At 60.3% G+C, this 12,336-nt stretch carries 11 protein-coding genes; 3 read left to right on the top strand and 8 right to left on the bottom strand.

Features of this window, described 5'->3' with window-relative positions:
- Positions 1–377 precede the first annotated feature (377 nt).
- The 8 genes from ACQE3D_RS23310 to ACQE3D_RS23275 form a co-directional block, all read right to left on the bottom strand.
- Positions 378–1,088, bottom strand: a complete 711-nt coding sequence (locus tag ACQE3D_RS23310; protein WP_313730289.1) for a hypothetical protein — start codon at positions 1,086–1,088, stop codon at positions 378–380.
- A gap of 708 nt (positions 1,089–1,796) precedes the next feature.
- Complete coding sequence (locus tag ACQE3D_RS23305; RefSeq protein ID WP_313730290.1) at positions 1,797–2,993, bottom strand: iron-containing alcohol dehydrogenase; 1,197 nt, start codon at positions 2,991–2,993, stop codon at positions 1,797–1,799.
- 2 nt (positions 2,994–2,995) lie between these two features.
- A complete protein-coding gene (locus ACQE3D_RS23300; protein WP_313730291.1) occupies positions 2,996–3,292 on the bottom strand; it encodes an antibiotic biosynthesis monooxygenase in 297 nt (98 codons plus the stop codon).
- A gap of 327 nt (positions 3,293–3,619) precedes the next feature.
- Positions 3,620–4,171 (bottom strand): pyridoxamine 5'-phosphate oxidase family protein, encoded by a 552-nt coding sequence (locus ACQE3D_RS23295; protein ID WP_168028425.1) that lies wholly within the window; start codon positions 4,169–4,171, stop codon positions 3,620–3,622.
- A gap of 217 nt (positions 4,172–4,388) precedes the next feature.
- Positions 4,389–4,838 (bottom strand): tRNA adenosine(34) deaminase TadA, encoded by a 450-nt coding sequence (tadA, locus tag ACQE3D_RS23290; protein ID WP_168028427.1) that lies wholly within the window; start codon positions 4,836–4,838, stop codon positions 4,389–4,391.
- Between the two features lies 1 nt (position 4,839).
- A complete protein-coding gene (locus ACQE3D_RS23285) occupies positions 4,840–5,808 on the bottom strand; it encodes an L-threonylcarbamoyladenylate synthase (protein ID WP_071159142.1) in 969 nt (322 codons plus the stop codon).
- 134 nt (positions 5,809–5,942) lie between these two features.
- Positions 5,943–7,766 carry a sodium-extruding oxaloacetate decarboxylase subunit alpha gene (oadA, locus tag ACQE3D_RS23280; protein ID WP_313730292.1) on the bottom strand — a complete coding sequence of 608 codons (1,824 nt, stop codon included), beginning with the start codon at positions 7,764–7,766 and terminating at the stop codon, positions 5,943–5,945.
- 15 nt (positions 7,767–7,781) lie between these two features.
- A complete protein-coding gene (locus ACQE3D_RS23275) occupies positions 7,782–9,200 on the bottom strand; it encodes an acetyl-CoA carboxylase biotin carboxylase subunit (protein WP_313730293.1) in 1,419 nt (472 codons plus the stop codon).
- Positions 9,201–9,604: 404 nt separating this feature from the next.
- Here ACQE3D_RS23275 and ACQE3D_RS23270 point away from each other — a divergent pair, with 404 nt between their 5' ends.
- The 3 genes from ACQE3D_RS23270 (at position 9,605) to ACQE3D_RS23260 (ending at position 12,331) form a co-directional block, all read left to right on the top strand.
- Positions 9,605–10,048: a hypothetical protein gene (locus tag ACQE3D_RS23270; RefSeq protein WP_071159146.1), complete on the top strand. Its 444-nt coding sequence runs from the start codon at positions 9,605–9,607 to the stop codon at positions 10,046–10,048.
- A gap of 126 nt (positions 10,049–10,174) precedes the next feature.
- The gene (locus ACQE3D_RS23265) at positions 10,175–11,263 is read left to right on the top strand and encodes a GNAT family N-acetyltransferase (protein WP_064023868.1); all 1,089 of its coding nucleotides are present in this window, start codon (positions 10,175–10,177) and stop codon (positions 11,261–11,263) included.
- Between the two features lie 45 nt (positions 11,264–11,308).
- The gene (locus ACQE3D_RS23260; protein WP_313730294.1) at positions 11,309–12,331 is read left to right on the top strand and encodes a glycosyltransferase; all 1,023 of its coding nucleotides are present in this window, start codon (positions 11,309–11,311) and stop codon (positions 12,329–12,331) included.
- The last annotated feature ends 5 nt before the right edge of the window (positions 12,332–12,336 follow it).

Genomic DNA, 12,336 nt, shown 5'->3' with positions numbered 1-12,336 from the left:
CTATGTTGAGAATAACCCGGTAACCTTATTGATCCGGAAGGTCTTGCCAGTTCTGGTCAACCTATTGATCTTGGTGGTGGCACAACAGTTTGGATTGATAATCCACACGTTCCCGGACAGCAGGAACATGCACATGTAGCCCGCGTAGCTCCGATTAGCGAAGCGTAATCGGAGGAACGAAAGCCGGCATTCGTGCGATTTCGCTACGCCAATCGCACGGCACGCCCCGGCCGCTTGGCACAGTCGGCGAGAACGGGATGCCGCCGGCAACACCACCAGCGACGGCGCTTACAGCTACCAATACAACCGGCGCGGCGTGCTCCATTGGTGACTTGACGCTAGCAAAACGCGCCTAAGGCGACAGGATTAGCGCAATCTCAACGCAACGGAATCGGCGGGTGGCGGTCGCCGATGGCGTCGAGATCGTCCAGGCTCATGATCGGCGCGTACATCAGGTCCTTGATGTCGGCGGAGCGGGTCCAGCCGAAATCCATTTCGCCGATCGCGCGCTTGGTCATTTTCAACAGCCGGGTCGCGGCAGCCTGGTTGGCATTGCGGTCGCCCGGCTGGTGCATGCGGGCGGTGGAGATCACCGAGCAGCGGCACACCCGATCGTGATGTGAGAACTGAAAACGGAAATTGCGGGTACGGCTGTTGATGTCGCGATTGGTCAAAAACACGAAATGAGTGTTGGGGTCGGTTTCCGGCAGGCGCCGCATCACGGCGCGGGCTTGCTCGAAAATGTCTTCCGCCGCGAATTGCCGGGTGCCCGGAAAGGCTTGGATTGCCAGCGCGCCGAGCGGCAAACTGGCTTTCGCCCAGATGCCGAATTCCCGGCCGACAATCTTCGCCACCTCGACCGCCGCGTCGTCGGAAAAATCGTCCAGCGGCAGGATATACACGTCGATCGGGCCGGTTTTTTGGTCGGCCGGCAACGACGGCTCGGAAACCGCCGGTTCGCTGACCGTGGCAGTCTCGGCGATGGGTTTAGCGGGTGGCTCGGGCTGATTAGCGGCGCAGGCGGATAGCAAGGCCGAAATCAGAAAAAACGCATATAGCGGATGATTAAAATATCGTTTCGAACTCACTGTGTACTCCCGTTTTTGGTGAATGCCTGGGTTTTGTGGTTTATAGATCGGGCTTGTAAGGGGTTGAACCCACCGGCATGTTCCCTTCGGCTCCGCTCAGGGAACGCGCGGTGTGCCGTAGAACGCACGCTGTACCGCAGAACGTGTCGGTCGTTCCCTGAGCAGAACCCAAGGGAATTTAAAACTCGAAGGCGAAATCCATTCAGGGAACTCACCGCTGTACCGCAGAACGCGTCGGTCGCTCCCTGAGCGGAACCCAAGGGAATTTAAAACTCGAAGGCGAAATCCATTCAGGGAACGCTCCGCTGTGCCGATGAACGTGTCGGTCGTTCCCTGAGCGGAACCCAAGGGAATTTAAAATTCAAAGGCGAAATCCATTCAGGGAACGCTCCGTTGTACCAGAGAACGTGTCGATCGCTCCCTGAGCGGAGCCCAAGAGAATTTAAAATTCAAAGGCGAAATCCATCCAGGAAACTCACCGCTGTACCGCAGAACGTGTCGCTCGGTCCCTGAGCGGCGCCCAAGGGAATTTAAAACTCGAAGGCGAAATCCATCCAGGGAACTCACCGCTGCGCCGGAGAACCTGTCGTTCGTTCCCTGAGCGGAGCCGAAGGGAACTTAAACCTCCGAAAACGGAATCCATCGCTTCGCGCTCATTGAATCCCGAGACAATACAGGGGCGTCGCCATTCCGGACGGCTCATTCGACTCAAATCCGCCGCGCCAGAATCTCCCCAATCTCTTCGTCGGTCAATACGATGGGATTGGTCTGCATGCTGCTGCCTCGCGCGTTGGCGACGATCAGCGGGAAGTCGGCTTCGGCGATGCCGTAGGCGCCGAGGCGGTCCAATTGCAAGGTGTCGCTCCAGTCGGCCAGCAGCGCGATCAACGCATCGCGGGCTTGTTGGTCGTCCAGCGCATCGTCGCCGGTCAGTAGGCGGCCGACTTGGGCATACTTAACTAAGGCCGGATTGGCCGGTTCGCGGGCTTGCAGCGCGCGGATGTTAACCTCGGTGGCGGCGGCGACCAGTGTGCCGCACACGACGCCGTGCGGGATTGGGAAGAAAGCGCCCAGCGGCGACGCCAGGCCGTGTACCGAACCCAGGCCGACTTGCGCCAGCGTGATCCCGGACAACAGCGCCGCATAGGCCATTGCCGCGCGGCCTTCGCCGGCGTCCGGTTCCACGCCGCGCCAGGCCGCGAAGAATCCGGACTTGACCGCTTGCATGCCGCTCCAGGCCAACGCGTCGGTGAACGGATTGGCCTTGGCCGACACGTAGGATTCCAGCAATTGGGTCAACGCGTCCATGCCGTCGGCGGCGATCAATGCCGGCGAGCAGGTCGCCAGCAAGTCCGGATCGAGAATCGCGAATTCCGGCACCAGACATTCGTCGCGAAACGATTTTTTGAAGCCGTCCGGGCCTTGCACGCTGAGCACCGCGTTTTTGGTGGCTTCACTGCCGGTGCCGGCGGTGGTCGGTACGGCAATGAACGGCGTGCTGGGGCCGCGATAGGTTTGGTTGCGGCCGACGCCTTCCAGATAATCCATCACCGAGTCGCCGCTAGGCAGCAGGCCGGCGATGGCCTTGGCTGCGTCCAATACGCTGCCGCCGCCGATCGCGACCACGACGTCGATATTTTCGCTACGGAATCGGCTCACCGTGTCGTCGATCAATTGCGGCGAGGGTTCGCCGGACACCGTGCAATGTTGCCATGCCACACCTTGCCCGGCCAACGCGTCGATAAAGCTTTGCCATCCCGGCGTGCCGAAAAACGACTGCTTGCCGGTGACCAGCAAGGCTTTGCGGCCGTAACCGGCGATCAAGGCCGGCGCCTCGTTCAGGCGGCCGCGCCCGAACAAAATGCGCGGCAGGCGGGCGATGTAAAACGGTTTGAAAGTCTGCATGCTCAAGCCTCCGGAAACAAGGCTTTATACGGCACGCCCCGGCGCGGTTCGGCCATCCAGTCTGCGACCGTGTCGCGCCAGACCAGGTAATGTTCGGTCTGCTTGTGCGCGGCCGCGTCTTCGGCTGAGGCATAGACTTCGTACAAGATAAATTGGCTGGGGTCGTCTGGCGTTTGCAGGACATCGAAACGGCGGTTGCCGGCCTCTTGCACCGAGGCCAAGTGGTTCAAACGGGTGGCGGCGATGAAGTCGTCGATATGTTCGGGTTTGACGTGGACGTGAACGAGGGTAACGTGCATGGTAACGAGCCATTGAGTGGAATCAGCCGCTTAGCATAGGCGAAAACCGGCGGCGATGGCAAAGAGAGCGGTCTGTTCACTGGATAAGCTTTAAGCCGGGCCAATCTCGTTTTGGCGCCGGTAGGAGTACAAACCTAGGTTTGTACTCCGTGGCTTGGCGGTCTGGCGTTATCGCCAACGCGGGGGAGCAATGCTTGAAGACAACGAAACCGGGTAGCATCTAAGCCACGCCAAAGGCCGATTCACCGATGATTGGAATACAAACCTAGGTTTGTACTCCGCGACGTGGCGGGTTGGCCTGCAAACCTCGGTTTGTACTCGGCGATTTCAGTGGCCTTTTTCGACGATATAAGTCGGAAGACCGTCGATGCTGAGCTGGTTTTTGTCGTGCCAATAACGACGGATGCCGGCCTCGCCTTGATCAGCGGCCCAATCGGACAACTGTTCGCGTTCGCCGGCGTAATCGAAAAACGGCACCGCCATGCCGCAGGAAGTCTGCACCAAGTCGATTTCTACATCGAAGATTTGCCGGGCGCCGGGTAGCGGCCGGAATTTGCCGAACAAGTCCGGCCAGTCGGCATCGCCCGGATGCACGACGCGGGCGTTGCCGTATAAGCGCAAGATCAACGGCGAACCGACGAAGGCGCAAAACATGATCGTCATCCGCGGGGCGATTCGCACGTGGGCGGCGGTTTCGTTACCGCTACCGGTGACGTTCAGCCAGGCCACCCGTGCCGGCCCCAGCACCTTGAACGAGTCCATGCCCTTGGGCGAGATATTAACCCGACTGTCGGCCGTGGCGGTGCCGACGAAAAACAGCTTTTGTTCGCGGATGAATTGCATGTGTTTATCGGACAATTCGGTGTAACGCTTTCCCATCGCTTGCTCTCTTTGGCTGGTTCCAGAAACGGGTGAGGCGCTACCAAGCCCCAGCCCCACACGACCGTCGCATGGCAGGCCGCAGCCTTTGCGCCCGACGGAATTCTCGGTGCGGTCAAACCGGCGCGTTACCAGCGCCAATTTTCGGGGAGTCTACGATATCCCCCTGAGTTTGCACCATTTCGACCTACTTCGACCCAGAAACTGATGCATGTCGTTAACGGCGCCGGGCTCGGAAAAAATCGCTGAGTAGTTCGGCGCAGTCGGCCTCCAGCACGCCGCCGCTCCATTCCACCCGATGATTCAAAAACGGCGCGTCGCTGAGTTGCAGGGCATGACAGACCGCGCCGCGCTTAGGATCGTAAGCGCCGAACACCAGACGTTTGACGCGGGCGTGGGCGATGGCGCCCATGCACATTACGCAGGGTTCCAGCGTCACGTACAAGGTGGTGTCGATCAAGCGGTAGTTATGCAGCGCCCGGCCGGCCTTGCGCAGAGTGACGATTTCGGCGTGGGCGGTAGGATCGTCGCTTTGTATCGGCTGGTTCCAGCCTTCGGCGATGCAGCGCTGGTTCAGCACCAACAGCGCGCCGACCGGCACCTCGCCTTGCGCTTCGGCGCGTTGCGCCAGGCGGATGGCGTGGCGCATCCATTCGGCGTCGGTCATTTCACACCGTGGCTTTGCTCAAACGGTCGTTGACGGCGGCCCAGGCTTCGCTGTCGGGCGGTTGCTCGATCAAAATCGTGTCCAGTTGCCGGCTATCCAATTCGCGCAAGGCGCTGTACAGCGCGCTTTCGTAGTGTTCGGCTTGCTCGGGCAATTTGATCAGGTTCGGGCAGGGAATCTCGGCGATGGCCGGACTGAAGGCCAGAATGCCGATGCGCTTACCCTGGCCGCACAGCTCGTCGGTCATCGCGATCAAGGTATCGGCCGGACACAGCAAGGCCATCGTATTCGGCGCGTAATGTACCGCCAGCATGCCGGGCGCGCGGATTTTGCTCTGCGGCGACAGGCGGACTTCGGTACCCAGCGCGGCCTTGAGCTGGCTGCGGGTGATCCGGCCCGGCCGCAGGATGGCCGGCTGGCCGTCGCTGAGATCGATGATCGTCGATTCCACGCCGACCGAGCAAGCGCCGCCGTCCAGAATGCAGGCGACGCGATCGCCCAATTCCTCGGCGACGTGGCCGGCCTGGGTCGGGCTGATCCGGCCGAAGCGGTTGGCCGACGGCGCCGCGATCCCGCCGCCGAAGGCTTGCAATAACTGCAACGCGACCGGGTTGGACGGCACCCGCACCGCGATCGTGGTTTGGCCGCCGGTCACGGCGTCCGGCACGTCCGGGCGCTTGTTCAAAATCATCGTCAGCGGGCCTGGCCAGAACTGCGCGGCCAGTTTCAGCGCCGCGTCCGGAATCTCGACGGCCCATTCGGTCAGTTGCTCGGCCGAGGCGATGTGCACGATCAGCGGATGGTCGGCCGGCCGGCCTTTGGCCGCGAAAATTTTGGCGACCGCAGCCGGATTGGCGGCATCGCCGCCCAGGCCGTAGACGGTTTCGGTCGGAAAGGCGACCAATTCGCCGCGCCGCAACAAATCGGCGGCCTGATTAATCGATTGTTCGGTGACGGGAGTCGGAGTCAATGTCTTTGCCGGCTAGATAAACGATGAGACTGGAGCCGGTTGCTCCTCCCGGCCGCGCGCGGCTGGTTGTGTTTGGAGGATGCCGGTCTCGATAGCAAACGGCCTATTTTACCTTCCGAGCCGGCGGTTGGGTGTTAAATTATTTCGATCAACACCTCGTCCGGATTCACCGCATCACCCTTGGCAACGAAAATCGCCTTGACGGTGCCGGCCAGCGGGGCGGTGATTTCGGTCTCCATTTTCATCGCTTCGGTCACCAGCAAGGCCTGGCCGGCCACGACTTTTTGGCCTTCGCGGATCAATACGTCGATGATGTTGCAAGGCATGCTGGTGACCACGTCGCCTGGCGCGGCCGGCCTGCGCCGCTTGCTGGCGATCGCGCTTTTCACCGCACCCTGGGCGCCGCCATCCAGCACGATTTCGTCCAGGGTTTCGATGACGATTTCTTCCGGCATGCCGTCCACGGTGAAGTAAAAATGCCGCAGGCTCTGGTTTTTGGGGCCGGCGCCGGTGACTTTGACGTGATAGGACTCGCCGTGTAATGCGACGTTGAATTCGGTCGGCGCTTTCTTGCTGTCCACAGCCTCCGGCGGGGCCTCCAGTTCCAGAGGTTCCGGGACCAAATTGCCGGTCGAACGCAATTCCAAAAATTGCTTGCCGATTTCCGGAAACATCGCGTAACTGAGCACGTCTTCGTCGTTCAACGCCAGATGGCCGATCTCGCCGCGCAGATGTACAAATTCCGGCTTCAGCAGATCGGCCGGTCGGCACTCGATCGGCTCCTCCTTACCAACCGCCTTCTTTAGCAGTTCCGGATCGACCGGCGCCGGCGCCTTGCCGTAACCGCCGTGCAGATAGCGTTTGACCTCGTTGCTGATGGTCTCGTAGCGCTTGCCGGTCAACACGTTCAAGACCGCCTGGGTGCCGACGATTTGCGAAGTCGGCGTCACCAGCGGCGGATAGCCCAAGTCCTTGCGCACCGCCGGAATCTCCCGGTACACCTCGCCGATCCGGTCCAGCGCGTTGCGTTCCTTCAGTTGATTGGCTAGGTTCGAAATCATCCCGCCCGGCACCTGAAAAATGTGGACGCGGGTGTCAATGCCGGTGAACTCGCTTTCGTAGCGCCGGTATTTCTTGCGGACTTCGGCGAAGTATTGATTAACCGCCTGCAATTTGTCCAAGTCCAGGCCGGTGTCGTATTCGCTACCCCGCAACGCGGTGACCAGGCTTTCGGTCGGCGGATGACTGGTGCCGCCGGCCCAGGACGATAAGGCGGTATCGACGTGCTCGCAGCCGGCCTCGATGGCCTTGAGCTGGCACATTTCGGCCAATCCGGCCGTGGCGTGACCATGCAGATGCAGCGGCAGATCGACCGCATCTTTCAAGGCCTTGACCAATGCCTCGGCGCGGTAGGGGGTCAACAGGCCGGCCATGTCCTTGATCGCGATCGAGTCGCAGCCGAGATCGGCCAAGCCCTTGCCCAGCGCGATGAAACTGGCGATATCGTGGACCGGGCTGGTGGTGTAGCAAATCGTGCCCTGGGCATGCTTGCCGGCGGTCTTGGCGGCCGCGACGGCGGTTTCCAGATTGCGGATGTCGTTCAGCGCATCGAAAACCCGGAATACGTCTATGCCGTTTTGGGCAGCGGTTTCGACGAATTTACGTACCACGTCGTCGGAATAATGCCGGTAACCGAGCAAGTTCTGGCCGCGCAACAGCATTTGCAGCCGGGTGTTGGGCAGCGCGGCTTTCAGTTTAGTCAAACGCTCCCACGGATCTTCCTTCAGAAAACGCAAACAAGCGTCGAAGGTGGCGCCGCCCCAGCATTCCAGCGACCAATAGCCGATGTCGTCCAGCAGCGCGCAGGCCGGCAACATGTCTTCGGTACGCAAGCGGGTGGCGATCAGCGATTGATGAGCGTCGCGCAAAATCACGTCGGTAACATAGACTTTTTTCATCGCTAGCTCCTCGGCTTACAGGCCGGTGTGGGACGCAACCACCGCCGCCAGCACGCTGGCGAGAATTTCCGGGCGGGGTTTGTTGGAGTAGTTGACCAATTCCGGGTGCGCCTCGACGAAACCGGTATTGAAGCGGCCGCGCCGAAAATCCGGATGGCGCAGGATTTCCAGGTAATACGGGATCGTGGTCTTAATGCCGAACAAGCCCATGTCGCGCAACGCCCGTTCGCCGCGATTGAGCGCGTCTTCCCAGGTCATGGCACTGACGATGACCTTGGCCAGCATCGAATCGAAAAACGGCGGCACTTCGTAACCGGTATAAATCGCGGTGTCGGTGCGCACGCCCGGCCCGCCCGGCGCATAGTAGCGGGAAATATGGCCGAAGCTGGGTAGAAAGCTGTTCTGCGGGTCTTCGGCGTTCACCCGAAATTGAATCGCATAGCCGCGCCGAACGATTTCCTCCTGGCGAAAGCGCAGCGGCAGACCGGCGGCGACGCGAATCTGCTCTTCGACGATATCGACGCCGGTGATGGTCTCGGTGATGGTGTGTTCGACCTGGACGCGGGTATTCATTTCCATGAAGTAGAAGCGGCCGTCGGGATCCAGCAAAAATTCGACGGTGCCGGCGTTGGTATAGCCGACCGCCTTGGCCGCCATCACCGCCAGACCGCCCAGATACTGGCGTTGGGCTTCGTCGAGTTGCGGCGACGGGGCGATTTCAATCAGCTTCTGGTTGCGGCGCTGAATCGAGCAATCGCGCTCGTAGAGATGGATGGTATTGCCGAATTGGTCGGCCAGGACTTGCACCTCGATATGCAGCGGATCGACGACGCATTTTTCCAAAAACACTTCGGCGCTGCCGAAGGCCTTGCCGGCTTCGGAAATCACCCGCGGATACTGTTGGCGCAGTTCGTCCGGGCTGTCGCAGCGGCGGATGCCGCGCCCGCCGCCGCCGGAAGTGGCTTTCAGCATCACCGGATAACCGATCGCGTCCGCCACTTGCAGCGCCTGTTCCACATCGGCCACGTTGCCGTCGCTGCCGGGCGTGACCGGCAGGCCGGCGGCCCGCATCGCCGCGCGAGCTTCGGTCTTGTCGCCCATCTTGCGGATCACTTCGGCGGACGGGCCGATGAAGACCAGGCCGCGTTCCTGGCAGGCGGTCGCGAACAGCGCGTTTTCCGACAGAAATCCGTAGCCGGGATGGATGGCATCGCAACCGGTGCGTAGCGCCAGATCGACCAAACCGTAGATATTGAGATAGCCGGCGACCGGCTCGCTGCCGATGCAATACGACTCGTCGGCCTTCTTGACGTGCAATGCAAACCGGTCGGCCTCGGTATAGACCGCCGCCGAGCGGATACCCATTTCGGCGCAGGCGCGAATGATCCGCACCGCGATTTCGCCGCGATTGGCGATCAGGATTTTGCGTAGCATGGCGGCAGTCCTTGAGTTGGCGACCTGCCGGCTACTGTAGCAAGTTGCGCCGATCTTTCAACCGTATTTCCCTGAGGGATTTCCCTGAGATTCGGGACGTGCCGGGGCGGACCTTCGCGGCGATCAATGTCGGCGCCGACCGAATTGTTGTATGTGCAACAAGTGCCAGGCAATATTTGTCGGCAATCCAGCATTCGTCACGGCGAGTCCTGGAGCCAGTTCGCCGGAAGCCACGGTCAGCCTGAAAAAAATGGGCCATCGAGACTGGCATCTGGCGTGTTAGTTGCTAAACTACTGATCGGGATGACGGTCGCCTGAGTCCGGCTTGTTGAAGCGGCCGATCGCGCGGGTTCGAAGGGGAAACACACGAGCCATCGGTTTTGGAATATTGATAGGGAGTTTATATGGAGAGCATCACGCGGTTTTCGACTGTTATTTTGTTAGTCTGTCCATTATGGGCGGACGCGGGTTTAGCGGCCAATCTCACGCCGGCCAACGGTAACGAAAGCATCGGTTTAGGCGGCGCCGCGCTTGCCGCCGACGCCGCGCCGCTTAGCGTCGGCGCCGCTCGGGATTTAGCGGAAGCGGTTTTCGAACAAGTTCGATTCGAAGCCGAGCAAACCTTGGGCGGCGCGATCACGGCAATCGGTAGCGTCAGTACTAGCAGTATCGACATCGACTTTCCCCTGTTACTGAATAGCGTGTTTCAACCGATCGTCGAGGAGACCCGATCTATCGATCTAAAAGGCGCGTTGCCGTCGGCCGCCTGGCTGTTTCTAAGCGGCATGCTGACTTTACTGGGCTTACAAAAACGGGCGGCCGTCGGCAAGCGATTAGCGCGAGCTTGAATGGAGAGCCGGACTTAAGGACTGGCGGCGCCGGCGCTGGCAAAGCCGCCGGGCTTCTACTATGATTGCCGGGTAGCGCGCGAGCCTTGGGCCGCCGCGTTTTCCGTCCAGTTTTAGAGAATCTCCATGTCCAAGCCCGATCAGGCAGACAATTTCAGCTATTCATTCATCGGTCCGGCCGATATTCCGGACTGCATTCAGGTGGTATTGAACAGTTTTACCGAGTTTCAGCAAACGCCGGAATGCGTCGGCGATTGGTTGGAGCGCCGAATTCTCAACAACCCGTGGCAGGCCGCATTTCCGGGTATCGGCGTCGGGGTCCGGGACCAGGGCAAACTGATCGGGTTTCGGGCCATCTTCGCCCAGCCGTGGTGGCTGGACGGCCAATCGACCGTTATCGCCTTCGCCGCCAACACCAGTGTCGATTCGACCTATCGCGGTCGCGGTATAGGGACCGAGCTGATCGATCAATGCCGACATTTCGCGGCGATGACCAGCAGTACCTCGGCCGGCGTCGTTACCCAAAAAGCCTACCGGAAACTCGGGTACGCGGCGATCGGCGGCGACAGCAACGATTTTTTCCGCTTGCGGAGCAGCTTCAAGGCCTCGTGGCAAAAACGGGTCGGCACTTCGGCCGGCCGAATCATCGGCTCGCTGTTCGATTTGAGTCTGTTGCTTCGCGATGCCAAACTGCGCCGCGCCGGCTTCAATCTGACCGAGGAAACCCGTTGCGGCGACGAGTACGACGTATTGTGGAACCAGGCACGCGGCGGCTATGTCTCCTGTCTGGAAAGAAGCAGCCGGTATTTGAATTGGCGTATATTCGATTTTCCGACTTGTCCGTTGAAACTAATGGGTTTGCGCGACGCTAGCGGGCGATTGAGAGCTTACGCCGTCTGGCACCGGCAAGCCTTCGGCGACGGGATCGACATGGCGGTGTTGCGCGATGTGTTTTACCGGCTCGACGACAGCGAAGCCCTGCCGGCCTTGCTGTATCGTCTATATGCCTACTGGCGGGAAATCGGTATGACCTGGATCAACCTGGAAGTCGCGGCGCCCTGGCTGACGTCGGTGTTTCGCGACCTGGGTTACGAGGCCCTGCCGTCGCAGGGCAATCGTTACCATGTTTTTAGCGAGCCGCCGTTACCCGCCGCCGTAACGGAAGCTTGGTATCGTAGCGGACTCGACGGCGACTATTTCGACAATCCTTTGTAGCGGCGGAGTCGCTCCGATCAACCCCAAAAGGTAAGTGTGCAGCCCATGCAAAGACCAACTATAGCCATCATTTCCACGGTGTTAAACGAACGCGAAAGCATTCGGCAATTGCTGGACGCTTTCTTGCGGCAAAGCTTGCGCGCCGATGAAATCGTCATCGTCGACGGCGGCTCCAGCGACGGTACATTGGACGTGCTGAACGCTTACGCGGCCGAACATCGCAACGTTAAGTTCTTTGTCGAGCCGGGCGTCAATATTGCCCAGGGCCGCAATATCGCGATCGCCCGCAGCCATTGCGATATTGTCGCCGTCACCGACGGCGGTTGCCGGCCGGTGGACGGCTGGCTGGCCGCGCTGGTGCAACCCTTGCTGAACGACCCGAACTACGGCGCCGTGACCGGGGTCAGGAATGTCGAAAGCATCAACGACTTCGAGTTCTTCGCCGGCAAACTATCCACGTCGGGCAACGCCGCCAACGAGGAGGAACGGGTGTTTCACGGCCGGAATTCGGCGTTTCGTAAAAGCGTCTGGCTGGCCGCCGGCGGTTATCCGGAATGGCTGTATACCGCCGAGGACACCTTATTCGCCCAGCGCGCCAAGGCCTTGGGCTGCAAGGTGGCGGTGGCGCCGGAAGCCATCATCTCCTGGCGCCCGCGCCCAAATCTGAAAAAACTCGCCAAGCAATATTATTTGTACGGCAAGGGGACCGGGCGGATTGGCCAAACCGACTTGAAAACGGTGTTCTATCACTTGCGCAACCACGTGATCTGGATGCTGGCGCTGCTGCTGGGCTTCGGTTTCTTCGGTTTTTGGTTGATCGCGATGGCGGTACTGAGCTTCATGTTTTTCACGCTGGTCAATCCGGTCATCACCACCTTAAAGCGCAACAACCCCGACTTGCGGCCCAGCTATTGGTTTTACGTGCCGGTCATCGTCATGGTCCGCAGTTTTTGCAACAACCTCGGCCAATTGTCCGGGTATTGGGAATACCGCGGCGCCGGGGTATTTCGCGACAATCTGGAACGCTACCGTTCCGGCGATTGGAAGTCGCCGTTCATCGCCGGTTGACGGCG

The organism is Methylomonas sp. MS20, assembly GCF_050275925.1.
Lineage (GTDB): Bacteria > Pseudomonadota > Gammaproteobacteria > Methylococcales > Methylomonadaceae > Methylomonas > Methylomonas koyamae_A.
The sequence above is the reverse complement of the archived record's forward strand: the minus strand, read 5'-3'. Positions and strand labels throughout refer to the sequence as shown.

Coding starts and splice junctions, on each gene's coding strand:
- tadA (WP_168028427.1), bottom strand. CDS start 4,838: ATGACCGACGCCGAATGGATGCGCCACGCCATCCGCCTGGCGCAACGC.
- ACQE3D_RS23295 (WP_168028425.1), bottom strand. CDS start 4,171: ATGGGAAAGCGTTACACCGAATTGTCCGATAAACACATGCAATTCATC.
- ACQE3D_RS23300 (WP_313730291.1), bottom strand. CDS start 3,292: ATGCACGTTACCCTCGTTCACGTCCACGTCAAACCCGAACATATCGAC.
- ACQE3D_RS23270 (WP_071159146.1), top strand. CDS start 9,605: ATGGAGAGCATCACGCGGTTTTCGACTGTTATTTTGTTAGTCTGTCCA.
- ACQE3D_RS23275 (WP_313730293.1), bottom strand. CDS start 9,200: ATGCTACGCAAAATCCTGATCGCCAATCGCGGCGAAATCGCGGTGCGG.
- ACQE3D_RS23305 (WP_313730290.1), bottom strand. CDS start 2,993: ATGCAGACTTTCAAACCGTTTTACATCGCCCGCCTGCCGCGCATTTTG.
- oadA (WP_313730292.1), bottom strand. CDS start 7,766: ATGAAAAAAGTCTATGTTACCGACGTGATTTTGCGCGACGCTCATCAA.
- ACQE3D_RS23265 (WP_064023868.1), top strand. CDS start 10,175: ATGTCCAAGCCCGATCAGGCAGACAATTTCAGCTATTCATTCATCGGT.
- ACQE3D_RS23260 (WP_313730294.1), top strand. CDS start 11,309: ATGCAAAGACCAACTATAGCCATCATTTCCACGGTGTTAAACGAACGC.